22 protein-coding genes, 1 other RNA gene and 1 riboswitch are annotated in these 23,362 nt (G+C 66.2%); of the genes, 10 read left to right on the top strand and 13 right to left on the bottom strand.

From position 1 onward, the window contains the following. Window positions 1-58: 58 nt before the first annotated feature. The 4 genes from AB6804_RS03730 to AB6804_RS03715 form a co-directional block, all read right to left on the bottom strand. Complete coding sequence (locus AB6804_RS03730; RefSeq protein WP_370885414.1) at window positions 59-529, bottom strand: EVE domain-containing protein; 471 nt, start codon at window positions 527-529, stop codon at window positions 59-61. A 66-nt stretch (window positions 530-595) separates the two neighbouring features. Continuing rightward, window positions 596-777, bottom strand: a non-coding RNA gene (gene ssrS, locus AB6804_RS03725) — 6S RNA. 117 nt (window positions 778-894) lie between these two features. Beyond that, complete coding sequence (locus AB6804_RS03720) at window positions 895-1,209, bottom strand: cell division protein ZapA (RefSeq protein WP_370885267.1); 315 nt, start codon at window positions 1,207-1,209, stop codon at window positions 895-897. After that, the gene (locus AB6804_RS03715) at window positions 1,206-1,595 is read right to left on the bottom strand and encodes a hypothetical protein (protein WP_035960524.1); all 390 of its coding nucleotides are present in this window, start codon (window positions 1,593-1,595) and stop codon (window positions 1,206-1,208) included. Before AB6804_RS03715 ends, AB6804_RS03720 begins: the two co-directional genes overlap by 4 nt. Window positions 1,596-1,789: 194 nt before the next feature. Beyond that, window positions 1,790-2,091, top strand: a riboswitch (cobalamin riboswitch). A gap of 84 nt (window positions 2,092-2,175) precedes the next feature. Here AB6804_RS03715 and AB6804_RS03710 point away from each other — a divergent pair. The 6 genes from AB6804_RS03710 to cobC are packed head-to-tail and all read left to right on the top strand — an operon-like array spanning window position 2,176 to window position 8,213. Then, window positions 2,176-4,041: a TonB-dependent receptor plug domain-containing protein gene (locus tag AB6804_RS03710; RefSeq protein ID WP_370885266.1), complete on the top strand. Its 1,866-nt coding sequence runs from the start codon at window positions 2,176-2,178 to the stop codon at window positions 4,039-4,041. A gap of 24 nt (window positions 4,042-4,065) precedes the next feature. Further along, window positions 4,066-5,064 (top strand): FecCD family ABC transporter permease, encoded by a 999-nt coding sequence (locus AB6804_RS03705; protein ID WP_370885265.1) that lies wholly within the window; start codon window positions 4,066-4,068, stop codon window positions 5,062-5,064. After that, window positions 5,061-5,837 (top strand): ABC transporter ATP-binding protein, encoded by a 777-nt coding sequence (locus AB6804_RS03700; protein WP_370885264.1) that lies wholly within the window; start codon window positions 5,061-5,063, stop codon window positions 5,835-5,837. The genes AB6804_RS03705 and AB6804_RS03700 overlap by 4 nt, the downstream gene beginning before the upstream one ends. 14 nt (window positions 5,838-5,851) lie before the next feature. Next, window positions 5,852-6,901 (top strand): nicotinate-nucleotide--dimethylbenzimidazole phosphoribosyltransferase, encoded by a 1,050-nt coding sequence (cobT, locus tag AB6804_RS03695; RefSeq protein WP_370885263.1) that lies wholly within the window; start codon window positions 5,852-5,854, stop codon window positions 6,899-6,901. After that, window positions 6,898-7,659, top strand: coding sequence for an adenosylcobinamide-GDP ribazoletransferase (locus AB6804_RS03690; protein ID WP_370885262.1), 762 nt, complete (start codon window positions 6,898-6,900; stop codon window positions 7,657-7,659). Before cobT ends, AB6804_RS03690 begins: the two co-directional genes overlap by 4 nt. Further along, complete coding sequence (gene cobC / locus AB6804_RS03685; RefSeq protein WP_370885261.1) at window positions 7,644-8,213, top strand: alpha-ribazole phosphatase family protein; 570 nt, start codon at window positions 7,644-7,646, stop codon at window positions 8,211-8,213. The genes AB6804_RS03690 and cobC overlap by 16 nt, the downstream gene beginning before the upstream one ends. A 7-nt stretch (window positions 8,214-8,220) precedes the next feature. Here cobC and AB6804_RS03680 read toward each other — a convergent pair whose 3' ends face one another. The 4 genes from AB6804_RS03680 to cobU are packed head-to-tail and all read right to left on the bottom strand — an operon-like array spanning window position 8,221 to window position 11,605. Beyond that, window positions 8,221-9,102, bottom strand: coding sequence for a cobalamin-binding protein (locus AB6804_RS03680; RefSeq protein ID WP_370885260.1), 882 nt, complete (start codon window positions 9,100-9,102; stop codon window positions 8,221-8,223). Further along, a complete protein-coding gene (gene cobD / locus AB6804_RS03675) occupies window positions 9,099-10,094 on the bottom strand; it encodes a threonine-phosphate decarboxylase CobD (RefSeq protein WP_370885259.1) in 996 nt (331 codons plus the stop codon). The genes AB6804_RS03680 and cobD overlap by 4 nt, the downstream gene beginning before the upstream one ends. After that, window positions 10,087-11,028, bottom strand: a complete 942-nt coding sequence (gene cbiB, locus AB6804_RS03670; RefSeq protein ID WP_370885258.1) for an adenosylcobinamide-phosphate synthase CbiB — start codon at window positions 11,026-11,028, stop codon at window positions 10,087-10,089. Before cbiB ends, cobD begins: the two co-directional genes overlap by 8 nt. 4 nt (window positions 11,029-11,032) lie before the next feature. Next, on the bottom strand, window positions 11,033-11,605 hold the full coding sequence (cobU, locus tag AB6804_RS03665; protein ID WP_370885257.1) for a bifunctional adenosylcobinamide kinase/adenosylcobinamide-phosphate guanylyltransferase: 573 nt from the start codon (window positions 11,603-11,605) through the stop codon (window positions 11,033-11,035). Between the two features lie 56 nt (window positions 11,606-11,661). Between cobU and AB6804_RS03660 the strand changes: the two genes are divergently transcribed. Next, on the top strand, window positions 11,662-13,134 hold the full coding sequence (locus AB6804_RS03660) for a cobyric acid synthase (protein ID WP_370885256.1): 1,473 nt from the start codon (window positions 11,662-11,664) through the stop codon (window positions 13,132-13,134). A 12-nt stretch (window positions 13,135-13,146) separates the two neighbouring features. Here the strand turns inward: AB6804_RS03660 and AB6804_RS03655 are convergent, their stop codons facing one another. Beyond that, a complete protein-coding gene (locus tag AB6804_RS03655; RefSeq protein WP_035960541.1) occupies window positions 13,147-13,563 on the bottom strand; it encodes a PaaI family thioesterase in 417 nt (138 codons plus the stop codon). Between the two features lie 184 nt (window positions 13,564-13,747). On the opposite strand from AB6804_RS03655, the gene AB6804_RS03650 reads away from it, so the two are divergent. After that, entirely contained in the window at window positions 13,748-14,374 is a 627-nt protein-coding gene (locus tag AB6804_RS03650) for a ParA family protein (RefSeq protein ID WP_035961063.1), read from the top strand. Between the two features lie 105 nt (window positions 14,375-14,479). On the opposite strand, the gene panD is transcribed toward AB6804_RS03650, so the two are convergent. The 4 genes from panD to AB6804_RS03630 all read right to left on the bottom strand — a co-directional run bounded on the left by panD (window position 14,480) and on the right by AB6804_RS03630 (window position 16,883). Then, window positions 14,480-14,866, bottom strand: a complete 387-nt coding sequence (panD, locus tag AB6804_RS03645) for an aspartate 1-decarboxylase (RefSeq protein ID WP_370885255.1) — start codon at window positions 14,864-14,866, stop codon at window positions 14,480-14,482. A 14-nt stretch (window positions 14,867-14,880) separates the two neighbouring features. Next, window positions 14,881-15,714: a pantoate--beta-alanine ligase gene (gene panC / locus AB6804_RS03640; RefSeq protein ID WP_035960544.1), complete on the bottom strand. Its 834-nt coding sequence runs from the start codon at window positions 15,712-15,714 to the stop codon at window positions 14,881-14,883. Window positions 15,715-15,783: 69 nt separating this feature from the next. Next, a complete protein-coding gene (locus AB6804_RS03635; protein WP_035961065.1) occupies window positions 15,784-16,611 on the bottom strand; it encodes a ScpA family protein in 828 nt (275 codons plus the stop codon). 83 nt (window positions 16,612-16,694) lie between these two features. Continuing rightward, a complete protein-coding gene (locus AB6804_RS03630; protein WP_174447191.1) occupies window positions 16,695-16,883 on the bottom strand; it encodes a DUF3460 family protein in 189 nt (62 codons plus the stop codon). 398 nt (window positions 16,884-17,281) lie between these two features. On the opposite strand from AB6804_RS03630, the gene AB6804_RS03625 reads away from it, so the two are divergent. Beyond that, window positions 17,282-19,132, top strand: a complete 1,851-nt coding sequence (locus AB6804_RS03625; protein ID WP_370885254.1) for an autotransporter assembly complex family protein — start codon at window positions 17,282-17,284, stop codon at window positions 19,130-19,132. Between the two features lie 35 nt (window positions 19,133-19,167). Continuing rightward, window positions 19,168-23,304 (top strand): translocation/assembly module TamB domain-containing protein, encoded by a 4,137-nt coding sequence (locus AB6804_RS03620; protein ID WP_370885253.1) that lies wholly within the window; start codon window positions 19,168-19,170, stop codon window positions 23,302-23,304. Window positions 23,305-23,362: the final 58 nt, after the last annotated feature.

Raw genomic sequence — 23,362 nt, 5'->3', positions numbered from 1 at the left:
ACTCCGGCCTGTAACGTCGCGCGTTTCGCGACGGCTCTTAGGCGGTCCATTCGCGCCCTTAGTTCCGGTCTCCGGCGAGCCGTTCGGTAATAAAGCGCCACTGCGCTTCGGTGACGGGCGTGATGGACAACCGGTTGCCGCGCGCCAGCACTTGCATGTCCGAAAGCGCATCGTGCGCGCGCAATTCGGCAAGCGCAATGAGCGGCGTTTTCCTGACGAAGCTCACGTCGACGAGCAGCCAGCGCGGCGTTTCCTGCGTGGACTTGGGATCGAAGTAGGGGCTCTTGGAATCGAACTGCGTGGGATCGGGATAGGCCGTCGAAGCAACCTTCGCGATGCCCGCGATACCCGGCTCCGGACAGCTCGAATGATAGAAGAGCACGCCGTCGCCAATTTGCATCTGGTCGCGCATGAAGTTGCGCGCCTGATAGTTGCGCACGCCGGTCCACGGCAGGGTTTTCTTCGGCGCGTGCGCGAGATGATCGATGCTCGCTTCGTCCGGTTCGGACTTCATCAGCCAGTAGCGCATGAGGAGAGCGGGAAGAATCGGCGATGCAAATGAAAACGGCATCGGATAAACCGATGCCGTTTGGATAAGGTCCCCGCCTCAGCCGCTAGGCCGGCATCCTGAACCTGGGTTCAAGATTGGTCGCGGTAAGCAACACTTCGGGTACATCAGACTAGTGACGCGCGCGCCCGTGTTACAAGGTTCCGCAACCGTGCCAATGTGACATTGGTTCAAGGAATATATGACCTTGGCGCACCAGGCAGGGAAACCTCACTCTACACCAATCATTTGCCTTGTGCAGCCCCTGCGCCGTGATCGCGCAGTATCTTTTTTTGATTGACACCGCGAGGCTGATTAGATCAGCGCATCATGCAAACGGCTTGCACTCACTGCACTTCATATTGTGCGATGACCGCGCCGAGCTGCTGGTTCATCGAGTGCACCGTGCGGCGGATTTCTTCGGCCGGGAAGGCTTCGCCGTGACGCACGCTTTCCTGCAGCCGAAGCAATTCGGACGCCAGCGACAGCGCGGCCATCACCGCGATGCGATCCGTGCCGCGCACGCTGCTTGCATTGCGGATCTTGTTCATTTCGGCGTCGACGCGGGCGACTGCTTCGCGCAACGCGGCTTCCGTTTGCGGCGAGCACGCAAGGCGATACGGCTGCCCGAGAATGGATACTTCGATTTGCGTGGTCGTCATGCCTTCTCTCCGTGATGATGTTCGCCGTGCATCTCTTCAGCATGCGCATGTTCGGGCTGCGCGTCGCGCGATGCCTGCGATTCGGCGTTGAGAAGGTCGAGCTGATTGTCGCTTTCGGCGTGATGCGTTTTGCCACGCGGCAGCTTCTCGAGGATTGCGTTGAGGCGCACCTGTGCGTCGTCGATCTTCGCGGAGAGCGAGTCGCGCTCGGCTTGCAATGCGTCGCGCTCGCTTCGCACCTGCACGAGCTCGGCCTGAACGCCCGCGTAATCGGCGCGCAATTGTTCGATTTGCGCTTCGAGCGCGAGACGCGCCTGATGGTGGCGCTCGCTGATCTGGATCAGCCGGCCGATGTTTCCTGACAGTGATTCGAGTTCGTTGAGCATGTGCTGCGTCCTCTAAAGACCTGGCATTTTAGCGCGGTTCAAAGCAGCTTCCGATAATTGTCTCGTTTCGAGACGTAACAACCCCGGAACATGCGCGCATCGCGATGCATTTGTGTGTGGAAAGAGCGAGCGTGCGTGTTGATTGCAGGGTGCCGGGCACGGCGCGCGTTCTTGACGGCCCCGATGCCCGCTCCTACACTTGCCGCACTTTTGGTGCTCGCGTCCGCTTCTCTCGCGGATGCAGTCAAACGGGAAACAGGGAGCGAAGTCCACGGCACATGACCGGGACGCGCCAACCTGTGCTGCCCCCGCAACGGTAAGCGACCGCAACGCAAGTTGCAAGTCGTCCCTCGCGCGTTTCTCGCATCGCATCGCACGGTCACTCGCCATGCGGCACGCCCTGCAAGAAACATGTCGACGCCACTGCGCGCCATGCGCGGGAAGGCGGGACGAAGCGTCGCCAGCCCGGATACCGGCCAATCGTCCAGCGCGTCCATGTCATCGGCATAGCGGCGCGCGCGTCGCGCACAGACCTCGCGGGGAGCGGGGCACGCGCCAGCCCCGAACTGGATTCTCAAGCATGGTTTCATCTCCGTCCGGCATGAAGCGTCGCGCCGTTTGCGTGGCATCGTGCGCGGCGTTCAGCGCGCTACTCGTGCAATCTGCTCATGCCGATACCGCCGCGCAAACGCTCGCGCCCGTCGTCGTCACGGCGACGCGCACCGCGCAACCGCTCGCCGATTCGCTCCCGCAAACGTCGCTCTTCGACGAGCAGGACATCGCCGACACCAACGCTCGCGACGTGCTCGGCCTGATCGCGCTCGCGCCCGGCGTACAGGTCACACGAAACGGCGGGCCGGGCGCGAACTCGGGCGTGTACATACGCGGCGCGGCGTCGTCGCAATCGCTCGTGCTGATCGATGGCGTGCGTGTCGAATCGGTATCGCTCGGCGCGGCGCAGCTGTCGCAAATGATGCTCGATCAGACCGGCCGCGTGGAAGTGGTGAACGGCAATGTATCGGCGTTGTATGGATCGAATGCGATCGGCGGCGTCGTGCAAATTTTCACGAAAGAGGGCGATGCCCACCCGCCGCGCTTTCACTTCGAAGCCGAGTACGGCAGCTATCACACGCAGCGTCAATCGGCGGGCGTCGACGGCGCGCTGGATGCCGAGGGCCGCACCACCTTCAGCCTGAACGTGTCCCGCGAAAAGACCGACGGCTTCTCGTCGATCGATCCGGCGCTCGCGCCCGGTGCGAATCCGAACGCGAACGGTTATTTGAACGAAAGCGTCGCCGCGACGCTGCGCCACAAGTTCACCGACAAGTGGGATGCGGGCGTGCGCTTCCTGCAATCGAACGGCGTCGACAGCTTCGACGATGCATACGGCACCCCTGCCGACATCAACAAGACGCACGACCGCGTGCGTTCGGCTTCGGTGTTCGCGAACGGCAGGCTCACCGATCGCTGGACCACGCACTTCACCATCGCGCAGGGGCAGGACCGCGCGAACATCGAGCAGAACGGCGTGTACACGAGCCGATTCAACTCGGAGAATCATCAGTACCTCTGGCAAAACGACTTCAGGCTCACCGATGCCCACAAGCTGCTGTTCGGCTATGAGCATCTCGATCAGTCGCTCGATTCGGATCAACTGAGCGCGCCCGACCGTCACGTCAATTCGGTGTTCGCGGGCTACGTGGGGCGCTTCGGTCGGAGCGAAGTGCAGGCGAACGTGCGGCACGACCAGTACTCCGACTTCGGCGGCGCGAACAGCTACTATCTCGGCTACGCGTACAAGTTCGACGCTCACTGGCGGGCGAGCGCGAGCTATGCGGCGTCGTTCCGCGCACCGAGCTTCGACGACCTCTACTATCCGTTCAGCGGCAATGCGTCGATTCAGCCGGAGCGCAGCCATTCGGTCGAGGCCGCGTTGCAATATGCATCGGACGCAGTGGGCGTGCTGCGGGTGACGGCGTTTCAGACGCGCTATTCGAATCTAATCGACTACGTATCGGACGGCAGCGGCTTCTATATCGCGCAGAACGTGGGACGCGCGAAGGTGCAGGGCGTCGAGGGATCGTGGGCGGGGCACGTGGGCGCTACCGATATCCGCGCGGGCGTCACGTTCCAGAATCCCGTCGACGAGACGAATCACGAAGAACTGACGAGGCGTGCGCGGCGCTTTGCATCGCTGTCGGCGCATCGTTCGATCGGACGCTGGCGCGTGGGCGGCGAGTGGATCGTGAGCGGCGCGCGCAGCGATTACGATTCAACGCTCGCGGGCTATGGCGTCGTGAACCTGTCCGCGCGCTATGACATCACGAAGTCGTGGTACGTGAGCGCGCGCATCGACAATCTGTTCGACCGGGACTATGAACTCGCTTATTCGTACAACACGCCGCGGCGCGGTGCGTACATCACGCTCGGATGGAATCCGTCGTGAGCGTGGCGTCGTCGCTGGTGAACGATGAACGCTAGCCGCGCCGTCTTGATCTGGCTCGCGCTCGGCGCGATGGCGCTCGCCGCGCTCGCGGCATCGCTTGCGCTCGGCAGCGTCAATCTGCCGATGTCGCGTGCGATCGCCGCGCTGCTGCATGCCCGTTCGGCCACGCCCGATATCGCCGATGACATCGTGCTCACCTTGCGTTTGCCGCGCGCCTTGGCGGGGTTTGCGTCGGGTGCGCTGCTCGCGCTCGCCGGCGCGCTGCTGCAAGTGCTGCTGCGCAATCCGCTCGCGGAGCCGTACGTGCTCGGCGTATCCGGCGGCGCGGCGGCGTTCGCGCTGGCCGCGATGCTAGCGTCGATGCCGTGGTGGGGCGTCGATCTCGCCGCGTGCATCGGCGCGTTCGTGTCGATCGTGCTGGTGCTCGGCCTTGCTCGCAGGCACGTGTGGCATGGGGAGCAGGAGGCATCGCCGAGGCTTTTGCTGACGGGCGTCGTGATCGCGGCGGGATGGGGCGCGCTTATCACGCTGATACTCAGCATCGCGCCGGAGAACCGGCTGCGCGGCATGCTCTTCTGGCTCACCGGCGACCTCAACGGCGCAGCGACTCCCTGGCCCGCGATGATTGCGCTGGGCGTGGCGCTTGCCGTGATCGCGCCCGTCGCGCCGCAGCTGAACGTGCTCTTGCGCGGCGATGCCGCCGCGCGGGCGCTCGGCGTGCCGGTCGAACGGTTGCGCCTGCGCGTCTATCTCGTCGCGTCGCTGGCGGCGGCGGCTGCGGTGACGACGGCGGGGACCATCGGCTTCGTCGGGCTGGTCGTGCCGCATCTGCTGCGGCTCGCCTTCGGCAACGATCAGCGCATGCTCGTGCCGGCCGCGCCGCTCGCGGGCGGGCTCGCCGTGATGAGCGCCGATCTCGCCGCGCGCACGATCATCGCGCCGGGGCAGTTGCCGGTCGGCGTCGTGACGGCGCTCGTCGGCGTGCCGATGTTCCTGTGGATGCTGTTGCGCCGCCCGCGATGAACACACTTCATATCGACACGCTCACGCTGCGCGCCGGCGACCGCACCTTGGTCGATGGCCTGAGCGCGACCATCGCGGCGGGCGAAGTGTGGTGCATCGCCGGGCCGAACGGCGCGGGCAAGACGACGCTCATCGGCGTCCTCGCGGGCCTCGCGAAACCGGCGGCGGGCGTCGTATCGCTCGATGGCCGCGCGCTCGCGCAATGGCGCGCGGCGGACCTTGCCCGCCGGCGCGCGCTGATGCCGCAGAGCACGCACGACGCCTTCAGCGCGACCGTGCTCGACACCGTGCTGCTCAACCGCTTCCCTTATCTCACCGGCTGGGGCTGGGAAAGCGACGACGACCGCGCCGCCGCGCACGCCGCGCTCGATGCGCTGGGCCTTGCCGCGTTCGCAACCCGCGACGTGCTGACGCTCTCGGGCGGCGAACGGCAACGCGTGGCGCTTGCCGCCGTGCTGTGCCAGAACGCGCCGCTGCTCTTGCTCGACGAACCGCTCGCGCATCTCGACCTGCATCATCAGATCGACTGCCTGAATGCGCTCGTGAAAGCGGCACGCGATGAACGCCGCGCGGTCGTGCTCTCGTGTCACGACCTGAACCTCGCTCGCCGCTTTGCCACGCATGCGTTATTGCTCGACGGCCAAGGCGGCGCGCAGGGCGGCCTCGTCGCCGATGTGCTCACGGCCGAGCGTGCGAGCGCCGCGTTCGGTTATCCGCTCGCGCTCATCCGCGATGGCGAGCATGAAGCGCTCGTGCCTCGCTTCCCCTCATGACCAAGGAATCGCCCATGTCCATTCCGATGCCTCGCGCGCTCGATCGCGCCATCGAACCCGAACTGCGCCGCATCATCGACATGAAGACGAAGCCGCCGGGCAGCCTCGGGCGGCTTGAACCGCTCGCGCTGCAAATGGGCCTGATACAGCGCACGACGAAGCCGCGCATCGACCGTCCCGCGATGATCGTGTTCGCGGGCGATCACGGCATCGCCGCTGAAGGCGTGAGTCCGTATCCGCAGGAAGTGACGGCGCAGATGGTCGCGAATTTTCTGAGCGGAGGCGCGGCGATCAACGCGTTGTCGCGTTCCGTCGGCATGGCGCTCGAAATCGTCGATGCGGGCGTCGCGACGCCGATACCCATCGATCACGGTTACGAGCGTTTGTCGCTCGGCCTCGGCACGCGCAACTTCGCGCATGAAGCGGCGATGTCGCGCGACACGGCGCTCGAAGCCATCGCGCGGGGCGCGGCGCGCGTGCGGCATCACGCGTCGCTCGGCACGAACGTGATCGGCTTCGGCGAGATGGGGATCGCGAATACATCGGCGGCGGCGTGCCTGATGAGCCGCCTGTGCGCATTGCCGATCGACGAATGTGTCGGACGCGGCACCGGCCTCGACGATCGCGGGCTCGCGCACAAGCGCGACGTGCTGGCCCGCGCGCTCGCGACGCATGCGTCGGGCGGCGATGCGATCGATACGCTCGCCACGTTCGGCGGCTTCGAGATCGCGATGATGACGGGCGCGTACCTCGCCGCAGCCGAGGCGCGCATGACGGTGCTCGTCGATGGCTTCATCGCGAGTTCGGCGTTGCTGGTCGCATCGAAGATCGCGCCGGACGTGCTCGATTACTGCGTGTTCGCGCATGCGTCGAACGAAGCGGGGCATCGGCGCATGCTGGCGCACTTCGACGCCGCGCCGCTGCTGCAACTCGACTTGCGTCTTGGCGAAGGCACGGGCGCGGCGCTCGCGTTGCCGCTTTTGCGCGCGGCCGTCGCGTTCGTCGACGAGATGGCGAGCTTCGATTCGGCGGGCGTATCGAACAAGCAAGACGCGCAGCCATGAGCCGTCCGCTCGACGAGCTGCGTTACTTCTTCACCGCGCTCGGCTACTTCACGCGCGTGCCGGTGCCGCGCTGGGTCGGCTTCGAGCGCGAGTATCTGAACGCGGCGGCGCGCTACTTTCCGCTCGTCGGCGCGATGGTCGGCGGGGTCGCGGCGCTCGTCTACCTCGCGGCGCTATGCGTGTTTCCGGCGGGCGTGGCCGTCTTGCTGTCGATGACCGCGACGCTCGTGCTGACCGGCGCGTTCCACGAAGACGGCCTCGCCGATTGCGCCGATGCCTTCGGCGGCGGCTATACGCGCGACGACGTGCTGCGCATCATGCACGATTCGCGCATCGGCGCATTCGGGGCGATTGCGCTCGTGATCGCGCTGGCGCTCAAGTGGCAGACGCTGGCCGCGTTGCCGCCGATGCGCGCCGCAATGCTGATGATCGCCGCGCACGCCGCGAGCCGCGCGTTCGCGATCAGCTATCTCGTCACGCTCGATTACGTGCGCGCCGAAGGCAAGGCGAAGCCGGTCGCGCAGCGCATGAGCGTCATGTCGCTCGCGCTTGCACTGGCGTTCGGCTTGCCGTGGCTTCTATGGATGGGCTGGCGCTTCGCCTGCGTGACGCTTGTCGTGCTTGCGTCGCTGCGTTTCATCGCGGGGCGCTACTTCGTGCGGCGCATCGGCGGTTATACGGGCGATTGCCTCGGCTGCGCGCAGCAGGTGTTCGAGCTTGCGATCTATCTCACCGGACTGGCATGGATCTCGTACTGATACGTCATCCCGCTGTCGCAATTGATGCGGGCGTGTGCTACGGCCAGACCGATGCGCCGCTTGTTCGCGATGCGCGCGAATCGGCGCGTGACGTGCTCGCGAGGATGCGTGCGCTGCACGTGCCCGATTGCGTCGACGGATGGCATTCGAGTCCTTTGCGCCGCTGTGCATCGCTCGCGGATGCGCTCGGGACTGCTCGCATCGATGCGCGGCTTTCCGAGATGCACTTCGGCGCGTGGGAAGGCTGCGCGTGGGATGACATCGATCGCGCGCTGATCGATGCGTGGGCCGTTGACATCGAGCACGCGCGTCCGCATGGCGGCGAGAGTCTCGCTCAGTTCAGCGCCCGCGTGTTCGCCTGGTTCGACGAGGCATCCGCCGATGCTTCGTCCGCGATGCATGTCGTCGCGCACGCCGGCGTGATGCGGGTGCTGGCGGCGCGTCTGCTTCGGCTCGACTATGCGAGCGTGTTGCAGTGGGCAATCGATTTCGAAGGGATCGTCTGGCTTCGTCGGGCGGGTGAGCGATGGGTCGTCGTGCGGTGGAACGCGTAAGTCGCGCTTATCGCTTCGCCCGCGCCACATCCAGATCGCGACATAACTCGGCCGCTCCGATCGCGATGCGCGGCGTCGGCCGGTTGATGACATCGCCATCGATGCCGAACAGATTGCCGCGCGCGACCGCGGTCATCGATGTCCATCGCTTCCACCGGTCGAGCGCCGGCAGCGCGCGATCCGGCTTCGTTGCGCCGGGCGTCGCGGTCACGATCGCTTCGGGATTGGCCGCGAGCACGGCTTCCGTCGATATCGTCGGCACGCGCGGCGCTTCGGCTGCGAACACGTTCACGCCGCCGCACACGCCGATGACTTCGCTGAACACGTTGTCGCGATTGAGCGTCATCAGCGGATCGTCCCAGACCTGATAGAACACGCGCACCGGCGGCAACGCGGCGTACTTGCCGCGCAGTTGCGCGATATCGCGCGTGAATGCCGTCGATGCCGCGCGCGCACGCTCCTGCGTGCCGAGCAACCCGCCGAATTTGTCGATGCTCGCGGCGATATCCTCGAGACGCTTCGGCTCGCTGTAATAGAGCGGAATGCCGAGCGCCTTCAGGCGATCCATCTGACGCGCGGCGTTGCCGTGCCGCCATACGACGATCAGGTCCGGATGCAGCGCGACGATGCGTTCGAGATCGAGCGCCTTGTTGTCGCCGACACGCGGTATCGCTTGCGCTTCGTTCGGGTAATCGCTGTAACTCACCGTACCGACGATGCGCCCGCCGCCGCCCGCCGCGAACAGCAACTCGGTGAGGTGCGGCGCGAGGCTTACGACCCGCGTCGCCGGGGCGGGCAGCGTGACGGGCGCGCCGGTGTCGTCGGTGACGGTGATCGCGGCGCGGGCGTGCATCGCGATGAACAGGGCGAAGAGCGCGACCAACCTCATGCGCCGATCTCCGCGAGTGCGCGTTCGAGCCGCGCCCAGTCGCCTTCGCTTCCCGGCAAGCCGATGCGCAGGCTCGTCGTCATGCCCGGCCGATCAAAAAGGCGCGTCCACATACCGCGCATCGCCAGCTCATGTTGCAGCGAAGGCGCACGCGGCGTCGGCGTCCACGTGAAGAGCGGCGTGGCCCGCACGTCGAAGCCATGACGTGCGATGAGTGCGGCAAGGCGCGCGCCATCGCGCCGCAGCCGCTCGCGCGTATCCTGCTGCCACGCTTGATCGGCAAACGCGGCCATCGTCGCGTGCCGCGCGGGGCCGCCGACCGTCCACGCGCCGAGCGCATCGCGCAATGCATCGGTGACGGCGGGCGCGGCGAGCACGAAGCCCGCGCGTATGCCCGCCAGCCCGAAGAACTTGCCGACCGAGCGCAGCACGACGAGCCCGCCGCGCGCCGTCTCGGCGGCAAGCGATGCATCCGGGTCCGCGTCGGCGAACGCTTCATCGACGATCAGCGTGCCGCCACGCGAGGCGAGTTGCGCGTGCCAGCGCATCAGCGTCTCGCGCGAAAGGCGCTCGGCAGTCGGATTGTTCGGATTCCCGATGATGACGTGATCGAGCGTGGCCGGCAATTCGCCGCTTGCAGTGTCGAGCGTTTCGATCGAATGGCCCGCGCGCGCGAACGCCGGCGCGTATTCGCCGTAAGCCAGCGGCGCGACGCCCGCGACGCCGCGCTTCAGCAGGAGCGGCAACGCGCGAATCGCCGCCTGCGATCCGGCCACCGGCAGTGCGAGCGGTGCGCCGTAGTAGCGGGCGGCTGAGTCGGCGAGGCCGTCGTCGTCTTCGGGCAGGCGCCGCCAGGCGTCGGGCGGCACGGGCGGCACGGGATATCCGCGCGGATTGATGCCCGTCGACAGGTCGAGCCAGTCGTCGAGTGGAATTGCGTAGCGGTGCGCGGCTTCGCGCAGATTGCCGCCGTGGAGAATCGGATCAGCCATTCGTCGTCACACTGAAAACCGCAAGAATGAGCAGCACCGCGAGCCACAGCATCATCGAGCGATCGACGAGCCGCAGCGCGGCCACCACATCGCGCGGCGTGGCATCGTGGCCCGCGCCGAGCGTCGGCCGCGCTTCCAGCACGCCGTGATACACCGCCGCGCCGCCGATCAGCACGTTCAGACTGCCCGCGCCCGCGGCCATCACCGGGCCCGCGTTCGGGCTGTCCCACGAGGGCGCCTGCGTGCGCCAGCAATGCCACGCCATGCGCGTGTCGCCGGTGAGCGCGTAGGTCGCCGCCGTGAGCCGCGCGGGAATGAAATTGAGCACGTCGTCGAAGCGCGCGGCCGCCCAGCCGAAGCGCAGGTAACGCGGCGTGCGATAGCCCCACATTGCATCGAGCGTGTTGGCGAGACGGAACGCGAGCGCGCCGGGACCGCCCGCCACCGCGAACCAGAAGAGCGCGCCGAAGATCGCATCGTTGCCGTTCTCCAACGCCGATTCGACAGCCGCACGCGACAGCGCGTTTTCATCGGCGTGCGAGGTATCGCGCGAGACGATGCGCGATGTCAGCGCACGCGCGCCGTCGATATCGCCGAAACTCAGCGCGCGGGCAATCGGCGCAATGTGCTCGCGCAAGCTCTTCGCGCCGAGCGCGAACCACAGCAGCAGCACGTGGACGAGGCAGGCGTACGAGAACGGCAGCACGCTCACCAGCATCCACGCGATGACGACCGGCGGCGCGACCGCAGCGATCCACGCGGCGATTCCCGCCGGCCGCGCGCGATGCCCGGTGTTCATGCGCGCTTCGAGCTTCGCCGCGAGCGTGCCGAAGCCGACGAGCGGATGACGCCTGCGCGGTTCGCCGAACACGCGATCGACGATCACGCCGAGCACCGCGAGCAGCGCCATCGCATAGACGGAGAGCAGCAGCATCGCGTCAGCCCTTGAGCGCGAGCGGCAGGCCCGCAACCATCAAGGTCGCGCGCGTGCTCGCGGCGGCGACGCGCTGATTCAGGCGGCCGAGTTCGTCGACATAGAGGCGCGTCACCGAGCCGAGCGGCACGACGCCGAGGCCGATTTCGTTGCTGACGACGATGACCTTGCCGCGCACATCGGCCAATGCGCGGTCGAAGGCATCGAAGGCTTGCGTGGCTTGATGGGAAAGCGTGGCGGGCTCATCGTGCATGGATTCGGGCGGGCACAGCAGATTGGCGAGCCAGAGCGTGAGGCAATCGATCAGCACGCACTGTCCCGCGCGATCCGCTTCACGCAGCGCGCCCGCGAGATCGAGCGGCGCTTCCACGAGCGTCCAGTGCGCGGGACGCCGCTCGCGATGATGCCGCACGCGTTCGGCGAACTCGTCGTCGCCGATGCACGCGGTCGCGAGATAGGCGACGGGCAGGCCGCTTTCGGCGGCAAGGCGTTCGGCATGGGCGCTCTTGCCCGAGCGGGCGCCGCCGAGGATGAAGGTCAGATCGCGCGGCGTGGCGACAGGGACGTTGGAGGTCATCGCAATATTGTAGCGGCGGGATAAGATAGCGGGCTGCGCTTCCGAGGAACTTCCCGATGCCATTCACGCCACGCGGCACGCTGATGATTCAGGGCGCCACCTCCGATGCCGGCAAGAGCACGCTCGTCGCGGGCCTGTGCCGGCTGGCGCGGCGAGGCGGCGTCAGGGTCGCGCCGTTCAAGCCGCAAAACATGGCGCTCAACAGCGCGGTGACGGTCGATGGCGGCGAGATCGGCCGCGCGCAAGCCTTGCAGGCGATCGCGGCGGGCGTGCCGGCGCGCATCGACTTCAATCCGGTGCTGCTCAAGCCGACGAGCGATCGCGGCGCGCAGGTCATCATCCACGGCCACGCGCACGCCAATCTCGATGCCCGCGCGTATCACGCGTACAAGCTCACCGCGTTCGATGCCGTGCTCGCGTCCTATGCGCGGCTGCGCTCGGAGTTCGAGGCGGTCATCGTCGAAGGCGCGGGCAGTCCCGCCGAAATCAATCTGCGCGATCGCGATATTGCCAACATGGGTTTCGCGGAACACGTCGATTGCCCGGTCGTGCTCGTCGCCGATATCGATCGCGGCGGCGTGTTCGCGCATCTCGTAGGCACGCTGGCGTGTTTGTCGGAGAGCGAGCGGGCGCGCGTGAAGGGCTTCGTGATCAACCGGTTTCGCGGCGATATCTCGTTGCTGAAGCCGGGGCTCGACTGGCTCGAAGCGCAGACCGGCAAGCCGGTGCTCGGCGTGCTGCCATATCTGCACGGCCTGACACTCGATGCCGAGGACATGCTGCCGCGCGATGTTCACGCACGCGGCGAGCGGCCGGCGCTGAAGGTGATCGTGCCGGCCTTGCCGCGCATCAGCAATCACACGGACTTCGATGCGCTGCGGGCGCATCCTCAGGTTGATTTCGAATACGTGCGCGGGGGCGTCGCGCCGCCGCCGGCGGACCTGATCGTGCTGCCGGGATCGAAGAACGTGCAGCGCGATCTTGCGTGGCTTCGCGAGCACGGCTGGGATCGTGCGATCGCGCGGCATCTGCGATACGGCGGTAAGGTGCTCGGCATATGCGGCGGCATGCAGATGCTGGGGCGCGAGATCGACGATCCGGATGGCGTCGAAGGCGCGGCGGGGTGTGTCGACGCGCTGGGTTTGCTAGACCTGCACACGGTGCTGACGCCGCACAAGCAACTGGAGAACGTGACGGGGCGGCTCGCGATCGGCGCGGCGGATGCGCCGGTGCGCGGCTACGAGATTCACATGGGGCGCACGAGCGGCGCGGCGCTGGCGAATCCCGCCGTGATGCTCGATGACGGGCGCGGCGACGGCGCTATTTCATCCGATGGACAAATTGCCGCGACGTATCTGCACGGCCTTTTCGACACGCCCGAAGCGTGCGCCGCGCTGCTCGCGTGGGCGGGCGTCGAAGATGCCGCGCCGCTCGATTACCCGGCGCTGCGCGAGGCATCGCTCGAGCGTCTGGCGGATGCGTTCGCGCAGGCGCTCGATCTCGATGCGGTGATGGGCGCGTTTGGCTGAGACGCGCGAGCGTCAATACAGAATCATCTGCGTGCACCGAAACATCGCGATCAGCTTCCCGTCGCCGTTCGTCACCGTCGCATCCCAGACGTGCGTGCTGCGCCCGAGATGCACGGCGCTCGCCTTTGCGACGATCTTCCCTTCGCGCGCCGTCGACACATGATTGCTCTTGAGTTCGAGCGTCGTGAAGTTCTGCGCCTTCTCGGGAAGATGCGCGATGCACGCATACCCGCAGCACGTATCCGCGAGTCCGACGACCGTCGCCGCGTGCAGAAAGCCGTTCGGCGCGAGCAGTTCCGGCCGGATCACGAGTTCGCCGGCGAGCGCGCCTTCGTCGAGGGACAGAAGCTGCACGCCGAGCAGATCGGGCAGGCGGCCTTTCTGGCGGTTGCGCAGGAAATCGAGCGTGACATCGGGGCGAAGCGGCATGGGCGTAATCCGTCGAGGTGTGATGAAAAGCGCGTGCGACCCAATTGGCCGTTCGGCCAGCGTGCCGCGCGCACCGCTTTTTGCCGATAATATCAACGGCTCGAATCATGCATCCGTTCTATAACGACGAAACGGCGCGCGCTCTCCTGGAATGACGCGCGCCGCACAAACTCCGGGACATTTCATGACCGTGATCGTGGTGGCAAATCCAAAGGGCGGGGTCGGCAAGAGCACGCTCGCAACCAATCTCGCAGGGCACTTCGCGGCGAACGGCGAATGGGTCGCGCTCGCCGATCTCGACAAGCAGCGCTCCGCCCATGCGTGGCTGTCGCTGCGGGTCGATACGCTACCGAAGATCGAAGAGTGGGGCGTCGATGTCGACGCGCCCGCGAAGCCGCCGAAAGGTCTGGAAAAAGCCGTCGTCGATACACCTGCCGGCGTGCATGGCAACCGGCTCGCGCTCGCGCTGCAACTGGCCGACAAGGTGATCGTGCCGCTACAGCCGTCGATGTTCGACATTCTCGCCACGCAGGACTTCCTGACGAAGCTGGCGAAGGAAAAGGCGGTGCGCAAGGGCGCGATTCAGATCGGGGTGGTCGGCATGCGCGTGGACGCGCGCACGCGGTCTGCGGATCAACTGCATCGTTTCGTCGAAGGGCTCGATCTGCCGGTGCTGGGATATCTGCGGGACACGCAGAATTATGTGCAGCTCGCGGCGCACGGCCTGACGCTATGGGACGTGGCGAAAAGCCGTGTCGAGAAGGATCTGGAGCAGTGGCAGCCGATCATCGACTGGGCGGGGAAGAAATAGCGGCAAGCGTTTTGCGCCTTTACGGCAGCAAAGGACGCCGCGCCATAAAAAACCGGCGCTCCCCGAAGAGAAGCGCCGGCTTTCATTACACGTCAATCGAGAGAATCAGGTCCAGTTCTGCGTCGGGACATGATCCCGGCTGCCCTTGATCCGGTTCTCGCCATCCACGAACACGAGGTTCGGCTTCCAGCCCGCCTTGATCTCTTCCTCATCGACCGAAGCGAACGCCGCGATGATCACCAGATCGCCCAGTTGCGCGCGCCGCGCCGCCGATCCGTTCAGCGAGATCATGCCGCTGCCGCGCTCGCCCTTGATTGCGTACGTCGTCAGGCGCTCGCCGTTGTTCACGTTCCAGATGTCGATTTGCTCGTTCTCCAGAAGATTCGCCGCTTCGAGCAGATCCTCGTCGATGGCGCATGAGCCTTCGTAATGCAGCTCGCAGTGCGTGACCGTCGCGCGATGAATCTTCGATTTGAGCATGGTGCATTGCATGTTGCAGACTTCCTTCAGATTTCCAGATTGTCGATGAGGCGCGTGGCGCCGAGCTTCGCCGCAGCGAGCACGACGAGCGGCGCGTTGGCATCCGCTTCGCCCGGCGCAAGCAGGTCGACGCGTTTGCGCACGCTGATGTAATCGGGCTTCCAGCCTCGTTCGGCGAGCGCGTTCATCGCGTCGCGCTCGAGTGCGGCGATATCGCGATTACCCGACAGCACGCCTTCACGCACGCGATTGAGTTGCAGCGCGAGTTGCGGCGCTTCCGCCCGCTCATCCGCCGACAAGAAGCGATTGCGCGACGACAGCGCGAGGCCGTCCTCGTCGCGCACGGTCTCGGCAGCGATGATTTCCGTCGGCAGCGCGAACTGGTGGCACATCTGCCGCACGATCATCAACTGCTGATAGTCCTTCTTGCCGAACACCGCGACACGCGGCTGCACGCACGACATCAGCTTCATCACGACGGTGCACACGCCCTGAAAGAAACCGGGGCGGAACTCGCCTTCGAGAATGTCGCCGAGGTTATGCGGCGGATGCACGCGGTACTGCTGCGGCTCCGGGTACATGTCGGTTTCGGTCGGCGCGAAGAGTACGTACACGTTCTCGCTTTGCAGCTTCTCGATGTCGTCGAGAAGCGTGCGCGGGTACTTGTCGAAGTCTTCGTTCGGACCGAATTGCAGCCGGTTGACGAAGATGCTCGCGACGACCGGATCGCCGTGCTGGCGCGCGAGACGCATCAGCGAGAGATGGCCTTCGTGGAGATTGCCCATCGTCGGAACGAAGGCGGTGCGGTTCTGACCGCGCAACTGGTCGCGCAGTTCGTGAATGGAGCTGATGACTTTCATCGAGCGGGTGTCTCCTGGCGGGCGGCGGCGTACCGGCCGCTCCAAGGGAAGGTAAGGAAAGGGCGGCTTCTAGGCGGGAGAGTACGCCAGTCTCACGTAGATCGGCGCATAAGGCTCGGCCTGCGTGATTTCGATCAGCGATTCGCGCGACAGCTCCAGCATGGCGATGAAGTTCACCACGACGACCGGCACGCCGCGAGCCGTATCGAACAGTTCGCTGAACTCCATGAAGCGCGCGTTCTGCAGGCGGCGCAGGATCACGCTCATGTGCTCGCGCACCGACAGTTCCTCGCGCGAAATCTTGTGATGCTGCACGAGCTTCGCGCGCTTGATGACGTCGGCCCAGGCGGCGCGCAGATCGTTCATGTCGACGTCGGGGAAGCGCTGTTCCGTCGACTGTTCGATATACACGTCCGCCCGCAGGAAGTCGCGGCCCAGTTGCGGCAACTGATCGATGCGCTGCGCCGCGAGTTTCATCTGCTCGTATTCGAGCAGACGCCGCACGAGTTCGGCGCGCGGGTCTTCGGCGTCCTCGCCGGTATCCGCTTTCTTGACCGGCAGCAGCATGCGCGACTTGATCTCGATCAGCATCGCCGCCATCAGCAGATATTCCGACGCGAGTTCGAGATTCGACTCGCGAATCTGGTCGACATAGCCGAGATATTGCGCGGTGACATCCGCCATCGGAATGTCGAGCACGTTGAAGTTCTGCTTGCGGATCAGGTACAGCAAGAGGTCGAGCGGGCCTTCGAACGCTTCGAGAAAGACTTCGAGCGCATCGGGCGGAATGTACAGATCGGTCGGCAGCTTCCAGAGCGGCTCGCCGTAGAGATGCGCGAACGCGACGCCGTCGATCGTGTCGGGCGTCGAATCGGTCGCGGGGGCGGCGAGCGCCACGTCGCGGGACTTCCGGGCGTCGTCGCGCGGGTCGCCGCGCGAATCGGCCTGCGGCGGTTGCGGCTCGTGGCCGGCGCTCACGTTCAGAAGTTCTGGTAGTAGACGTAAGGCGTCTGTTTCACGCGCGAAGTCTGCTGGCGGTCGCGCTCGTCGAGGTCGATCGGCTGCTTGTCCCACAGGAGCGCGCGCCCGCGGCGCTGCTCTTCTTCGAGCGACGGCTTCTGCGTTTTCAACTGATTGATGAATTGGGTGATGTCCGACTGATACATGATCCGGCTTCCGTTGGTTCGATGCGGTTCGTTGGATGGTGGCGCATTCGCCGTGCCATGTCGCCGTGCCTTGTCGCCGTGCATTCGGCGAGCCAGAGCGGGCAGGGCGGGCCGCAGGTTCGCCGCGATTTTACCGCAAGCATCGGCGGGGTCGCGCATATCGGACGGCTCGCGGCCGCGCATTTCGCGCATGCGCGTGCTAATCGGCGGGAACCGGGCGCGGTCCGGGCCGTCCAACGGCGCACGGTTCGCGCGCCGTTGCCGCATTTTTACGTCGGCGGGGCGTGGCGGTGTGGTGAAATAGCGCTCGCGCGCCGTGCTGCGCCGATTTGCGCACGAGAACCGCATGGCGGACCCGCTTTCGCCTTTCTATTTTGTTTTTCCGATGCCGGAGGTCGCGTTTGGCGGGGCGTTCGTTTGATCTGGTGTGTGCGGTGCGCGGCGCGGCCGCGAAACTGCACTCAATGAAGCCGCTCGTGCACGCGATGAAGCCGCTCGCGCCGGCTGCCGGCGATCGCCCGTCTGCGGCGCTGACGGTGCTGACGGCGCTTGCCTTGCTGACGGTTGCCGCGCCCGCTTTCGCCAAGTACGACGTGGACATCGACGCGCCACGCAACGTCAAGAAGCTGCTGAAAGATCATCTCGATCTCGCGCGTTTCGCCAAACGCGACGATGTCAGCGACGACCAGTTCCAGTTCCTCGTCACGGCCACGCCGAAAGACGTGCGCGATCTCGTCGCGACCGAAGGCTACTTCACGCCGGTCGTCCGCACCGACGTCACGACCGCCGACGACAAGCGCTCGGTCAAGGTCAGCGTCGATCCGGGTCCGCAGACGAATGTCGCCTCCGTCGACCTCAAGTTCACCGGCGCCGTGACGACTGAAGACCGCAAGCAGGAAAACGCCGCGCGTTTCGCGTTCGCGATGAAAGAGGGCGATCCTTTCACGCAGGGCGCCTGGGACGACGCGAAGAACGCCGCGCTGAAGGCGCTGCGATCGCGCCGCTATCTGGGCGCGCGGATCGTCCGCTCGCAGGCGCGGATCAATCCGCGCACGCATATCGCCGATCTGTCCGTCACGTTCGACAGCGGCCCGACCTTCACCTTCGGCAAGCTCGATATCAGCGGGACCAAGCGCTATCCGCAGAAGATCATCGAGAACGTGAATCCGATCAACGAAGGCGACATCTACGACATCGCCCGCGTGAACGAACTGCAGCGGCAAGTGCAGAACACGCCGTATTACGCGAGCGTCGCGATCGACGCCGACAACGACGTCACGAAGCCGCTCGAAACGCCGCTGCACGTCAAGGTCAGCGAGTATCCGTATCACAGCGTGCGCTACGGCGTCGGCTACGCGACGGACAACGGTTTCCACGTCCAGGGCGCGTACAGCTACCTGAACACGTTCGGCGCGGCGTATCCGTTCACCATCTCGGGCCGGCTCGACCAGACTCAGCAGTACGGCCGCGTGCAACTGGCGATGCCGCCGGATTCGCGCGGCTGGATCAACGCGATCTTCGGCTCCTACACGATCACCGATGTCTCGGACACGAACATCTACAGCGCGCGCGTCGGCGTGCAGCGGTCGCGCTCGACGCAGAACATCGACACGACATACTCGCTCACGTTCTACGACGACCGCCTGACGCAGAACGAGCCGAATCCGTCGACGGCGCGCGCGCTCGTGCCCGCGTGGACGTGGGTGCGCCGCGACGTCGACGATCCGCTGTTTCCGCGCCGCGGCAACGTGGTTCGCGCCGAGGCCAGCTTCGCGGTGAAGGGCCTGTTGACCGATCAGACGTTCGCGCGCCTCTACACCAACATGCAGCAATACCTGCCGCTCGGCCGCAACGATCTTCTCGTGTTCCGCGCGGAGTTCGGCGGCGTGTTCACGACCGGGCCGTCGAGCGGCGTGCCGGCGTCGCTGCTGTTTCGCGCGGGCGGCGCGAACTCGGTGCGCGGCTACAGTTATCTGAGCATTGGCCATAACGTGTCGGGCTCGATCCTGCCGACCAAGTACATGGTGACCGGCAGCAGCGAGTATCAGCACTGGTTCACGCACGACTGGGGCGGCGCGGTGTTCTTCGACATCGGCACCGCGACCGATACCTGGGGCGAGCGCGTGTTCCAGCCGGGCGTGGGCGTCGGCGCGCGATGGCGCAGCCCGGTCGGCCCGGTCAACGTGGACGTCGCGTATGGACTCAAGAACAAGAGCATCAAGCCGTATCTGACGCTCGGCATCGCTTTCTGAGCGATGCATCGACGATATTTTCACCTAAAGAAGGCATGACGGACTCAGGCAACCCGGCGAACGACAGCAACGGCGCCCCCCCCGGCGGCGATGCGCCCCCAACGCCCCAAACGCCGCAACGCCCGCGCGGCAAGCGGCGCTTGCTGCGCTGGATCGGCGCGTTCGTGCTCGCCGTCGTGCTGATCGTGGTGCTCGCGCTCGGCGCGGTGCTGTTCGCGCTGACGACCGATCGCGGCACGCGCTACGCCTGGGACGCGGCGACCTCGCTGCTCGGCGGGCGGCTCACCGGCAAGCTCGACGGCGGCGCGATCGCGACCGGCCTGCAATTGCGCGACGTGCGCTGGAAGGACGGCAAGGGCACGGATATCGCCGTCGATAGCGTCTCGGGCCGCTGGGCGCTCACGCGCGATCCGCTGCGCTTCACCATCGACTATCTGCACATCGGGACGATCGACGCGCGCATCGCGCCATCGAACGAGCCTAGCAAGAAGACCGAACTGCCGCGCGATCTGCGTCTGCCGATTCAGCTTGCCGTCCGCGATCTGAGCGTCGCGAAGCTGCGGCTGCATCAGGGCGCGACGACGACCGAATTCTCCGGCCTGCTCTTCAACGGACGCAGCGACGGCCAGCATCACGAGGCCGCCGTCCAGCGGCTCACGACGCCGTTCGGGTCGGTGACGGCCGCGGCGAGACTCGACGGCGGCGCGCGTCCGTTCCCGCTCTCCGGCGACGCGACCTACGCCGGCAAGGTCAACGACGAGGCGGTGCAGGTCGGCGCGCGGCTCTCAGGCTCCCTCGAAGACCTGATCGCGGACGTCGATGCCAGCGGCATGAAGCTCGCGGGCCAGGCGCACGTCGAAGCGACGCCGTTCGCCGATGTGCCGCTGAAGCGCGCCATCGTCACCGCCGACCACATCAACCCGCAGGCGTTCAGCGCAGGCGCGCCCGCCGCCGATCTCGCCGTGCGCGCCGAAGTGAAGCCGGTGGAAGGCGCGAAGACGTTCGCCGTGAGCGGACCGGTGTCGATCGTCAACGCGAAGCCGGGTTCCATCGACAAAAAGCTGTTGCCGCTCATCGACGCGCGCGCGAACGTGCGGCTCGACGCATCGGCGCAAAGCATCGGCGATCTGAACGTGCGGCTGTTGAAGGACGCGGCCATTACGGGCGGCGGCGCCATTTCGGGCGGCCACGGACGATTCGATCTGAAAGTGGCGAAACTCGATCTCAACGCGATCGAACCGAGCATGCGTCCGACCGACTTCGCGGGGCCGATCGGCGTCGTTCTCGCGGGCGACACGCAGTCCGTGACCGTCGACCTGAACGATCCGAAAGCGGCCATCCGCGCGCAGGCCAGGATCAAGCTGGACGCGAAACAAACCACGCTCGACGACGTAAAGCTGACCGTCGGCAAGGGCCGCGTGGAGGCGAGCGGCGTGCTCAAGAAGGACGTCCATTCGAGCTACGACCTGAAGGCGAAGTTCGTCGACTTCAACCCGCTCTTGCTTCAGCAGCAGTTGATCGCGCAAAAAACCGCGTCGAAACCCGTTGCAAAAATAGCGGCGACGCCTCCGCGCGTGGTCGAGGCGCGCGTGAACGGGACACTCGCCGCATCGGGCGTCCTCGCGCCGACGCTGACGGCCAAGGCCACGTTCAAGCTGGACGACAGCATGTACGACAACCTGCCGCTCACCGGCGCGGGCACGCTGCAGATCGCCGGCACGCGCGTGCTGCCGAGCACGGCGAAGCTGTCGGTGGCCGGCAACGATGCCGAGCTGGACGGCAGTTTCGGTGCGCCGGGCGACCGTCTGCGGTTTCGCATCGACGCGCCGCAACTGGAGCGCCTCGGCTTCGGGATCGCGGGGACGGTGAAGGCGAACGGCGATCTGACCGGTTCGCTCGCGCATCCGGACATCGCGGCGAACTATCAGGCCGATGGCGTCGTGTTCGGCGCGAACCGCCTCGGCCACGCGGAAGGCCACGCCGACATCCGCGACGGCGCGAACGGCGCGCTCGTGTTCACCCTGAAGGCGCGGGATGCGAGCACATCGGGCATCGAAGTCGCCACGCTCGATGCGAATCTGAACGGCACGCGCATGCAGCACACGCTCGGCGTCACCGCTACCGGCAAGGTGCAGGGCCAGCCGGTGAACCTCACGCTCGGCGCAAACGGCAAGTTCACCGACGCCGCCGATGGCCCGCACTGGGACGGCGCGATCACGAAGCTCACCAACAAGGGCACGCCTTCGGTGAACCTCGAATCGCCGCTGTCGGTGAGTTACGGGCCGAAGCGCATCGTGCTCGGCGCAACGCGGCTCGTCGCGGAGGGCGCAGCGCTCAATCTCAAATCGTTCGCGCTGGAAGGCGGGCGCATTCAGTCGGCGGGCACGCTCACGAATCTTTCGGTGCCGCGCATGCTCGAAGTCCGGCGGCAGATGACGGGCGAGGAATCGTCGATTCGAACCGACCTCATCTTCGACGGCAACTGGGATTTTTCGCTCGGCACGACGGCCAGCGGCTACGCGCAGATCAAGCGGCGCGGCGGCGATGTGACGATCGACGGCACACGCGGGGTCGCGGCGCTCGGCATCTCGGACATCGTCGCGCGCGCCGATTTCGCCAACGACAATCGCCTCAACGCGACGCTGCACGCGCAGGCGAGCCGCATCGGCGTGATCGACGCCAACGTGCACACGACGCTCGTCCCGCGCGACGGCATGCTGACCGTGGCCGACGAAGCGCCGCTGTCCGGGGGCATCGACGCGAACGTGCCCGAACTGCGCACGACCGGCGGCCTGCTCGGCGCGAACTATCTGCTCGGCGGCAGACTCGCGATGAAGCTGACGATCGCGGGCATCGTCGCGAAACCGAGCCTGTCGGGGTCGCTGACCGGCGACGCTATTTCAGCGACGGTCGTCGATCAGGGCGTGCAGTTGAAGGACGGCATCATCCGCATTGCGCTGTCCGAGAATCTCGTCGATTTCCGGCAGGTCGAGTTCCACGGCGCGAGCGGCCTGCTCCGCGCGACCGGCAAGGTGCGGCTCGATCAGCAGGAGCCGGATCTGACGGCGAGCATCATCGCGGACAAGCTGGAGCTGTTCGCCTCGCCGGATCGCGAACTGATGCTGTCGGGCAGCGCGAGCATCGCGAATGCCGGATTGCAGGGCGGCATGGCTATCAACGGCAAGTTCAACGTCGATCACGCGCTTTTCGACTTGCCGGAAAGCTCCGCGCCCGCGCTCGGCGACGATGTCGTGATCGTGCGCCCCGACGGCACGGTAAAGGGCGAAAACGGCAAGCAGATCGTCGCGGCGACCGAGAAGCCGGTCGGGCCGTTCACGCCGCGCGCGAACATCGACATCAATCTGGGCCAGCGTTTCCGCTTCAAGGGCGCGGGCGCGGACCTCGGGCTCGCGGGCACCATCACCGCGACGAGCGCGCCGAACATGCCGCTGCGCGCGGTCGGCAACGTGCGCGTGACGCCCGGTTCGACCTACACGGCGTTCGGGCGCAAGCTCGGCATCGAGAACGGTTTCTTCACCTTCAACGGACCGGTGGCGAATCCGGGCATCAATATTCTCGCGATGCGGCGCAATCAGGAAATCGAAGCGGGCGTGCAGGTGACGGGCACGGTGCAGTCGCCGGTGGCGAAGCTGATCTCCGAGCCGAACGTGCCGGACAACGAAAAGCTCTCGTGGCTGCTGTTCGGCCACGGCACCGATCAGGGCAACAACGTCGGCCAGCAAAGCGCGATGACGAGCGCGCTCGCGCTGCTCGGCAGCCGCGGTGGCGCGAAGATCGCGCAGACGGTGGGGCTGGATGAGTTCACGGTCGGATCGAGCGAAGTGGGGCTGACGGACCCGCAAGTGGTGCTGCTGTCGAAGGCGATCAACGAGCGTCTCGTGCTCGGTTACGAGCAGGGCTTGCAGTCGGCGCAGAACGCTGTCAAGGCCACGCTCGCGCTGTCGCGGTTCTGGTCCGCGACGGCCTATGGCGGCACGTATCAGGGCGTCGACCTGTCGTACACGCGGCGCTTCAACTCGTGGGCGCGCCTGCTATCGATGTCGACATCATCGGGGCCGGCGGTGCAGCCATCGGCGGCATCGGGCGCGTCGGGCGTGTCGGCGCCGTTCGGGGCATCGTCGGCGGTGGAGTCGGATTCGTCGGGTGACTGAAGGCGCGATGCAGCAATGAAAAAGGGCACGCAGACTTCGCGTGCCCTTTGTCTTTTTC

This window comes from Caballeronia sp. RCC_10 (genome assembly GCF_041360715.1).
In the GTDB taxonomy this organism is placed as follows: Bacteria; Pseudomonadota; Gammaproteobacteria; order Burkholderiales; family Burkholderiaceae; genus Caballeronia; species Caballeronia grimmiae.
The sequence above is the reverse complement of the archived record's forward strand: the minus strand, read 5'-3'. Positions and strand labels throughout refer to the sequence as shown.

Excerpts from the sequence above, each read along its gene's own strand:
- AB6804_RS03730 (WP_370885414.1), bottom strand. The coding sequence starts at position 529 with ATGCGCTACTGGCTGATGAAGTCCGAACCGGACGAAGCGAGCATCGAT.
- AB6804_RS03720 (WP_370885267.1), bottom strand. The coding sequence starts at position 1,209 with ATGACGACCACGCAAATCGAAGTATCCATTCTCGGGCAGCCGTATCGC.
- AB6804_RS03715 (WP_035960524.1), bottom strand. The coding sequence starts at position 1,595 with ATGCTCAACGAACTCGAATCACTGTCAGGAAACATCGGCCGGCTGATC.
- AB6804_RS03710 (WP_370885266.1), top strand. The coding sequence starts at position 2,176 with ATGGTTTCATCTCCGTCCGGCATGAAGCGTCGCGCCGTTTGCGTGGCA.
- AB6804_RS03705 (WP_370885265.1), top strand. The coding sequence starts at position 4,066 with ATGAACGCTAGCCGCGCCGTCTTGATCTGGCTCGCGCTCGGCGCGATG.
- AB6804_RS03700 (WP_370885264.1), top strand. The coding sequence starts at position 5,061 with ATGAACACACTTCATATCGACACGCTCACGCTGCGCGCCGGCGACCGC.
- cobT (WP_370885263.1), top strand. The coding sequence starts at position 5,852 with ATGTCCATTCCGATGCCTCGCGCGCTCGATCGCGCCATCGAACCCGAA.
- AB6804_RS03690 (WP_370885262.1), top strand. The coding sequence starts at position 6,898 with ATGAGCCGTCCGCTCGACGAGCTGCGTTACTTCTTCACCGCGCTCGGC.
- cobC (WP_370885261.1), top strand. The coding sequence starts at position 7,644 with ATGGATCTCGTACTGATACGTCATCCCGCTGTCGCAATTGATGCGGGC.
- AB6804_RS03680 (WP_370885260.1), bottom strand. The coding sequence starts at position 9,102 with ATGAGGTTGGTCGCGCTCTTCGCCCTGTTCATCGCGATGCACGCCCGC.
- cobD (WP_370885259.1), bottom strand. The coding sequence starts at position 10,094 with ATGGCTGATCCGATTCTCCACGGCGGCAATCTGCGCGAAGCCGCGCAC.
- cbiB (WP_370885258.1), bottom strand. The coding sequence starts at position 11,028 with ATGCTGCTGCTCTCCGTCTATGCGATGGCGCTGCTCGCGGTGCTCGGC.
- cobU (WP_370885257.1), bottom strand. The coding sequence starts at position 11,605 with ATGACCTCCAACGTCCCTGTCGCCACGCCGCGCGATCTGACCTTCATC.
- AB6804_RS03660 (WP_370885256.1), top strand. The coding sequence starts at position 11,662 with ATGCCATTCACGCCACGCGGCACGCTGATGATTCAGGGCGCCACCTCC.
- AB6804_RS03655 (WP_035960541.1), bottom strand. The coding sequence starts at position 13,563 with ATGCCGCTTCGCCCCGATGTCACGCTCGATTTCCTGCGCAACCGCCAG.
- AB6804_RS03650 (WP_035961063.1), top strand. The coding sequence starts at position 13,748 with ATGACCGTGATCGTGGTGGCAAATCCAAAGGGCGGGGTCGGCAAGAGC.
- panD (WP_370885255.1), bottom strand. The coding sequence starts at position 14,866 with ATGCAATGCACCATGCTCAAATCGAAGATTCATCGCGCGACGGTCACG.
- panC (WP_035960544.1), bottom strand. The coding sequence starts at position 15,714 with ATGAAAGTCATCAGCTCCATTCACGAACTGCGCGACCAGTTGCGCGGT.
- AB6804_RS03620 (WP_370885253.1), top strand. The coding sequence starts at position 19,168 with ATGACGGACTCAGGCAACCCGGCGAACGACAGCAACGGCGCCCCCCCC.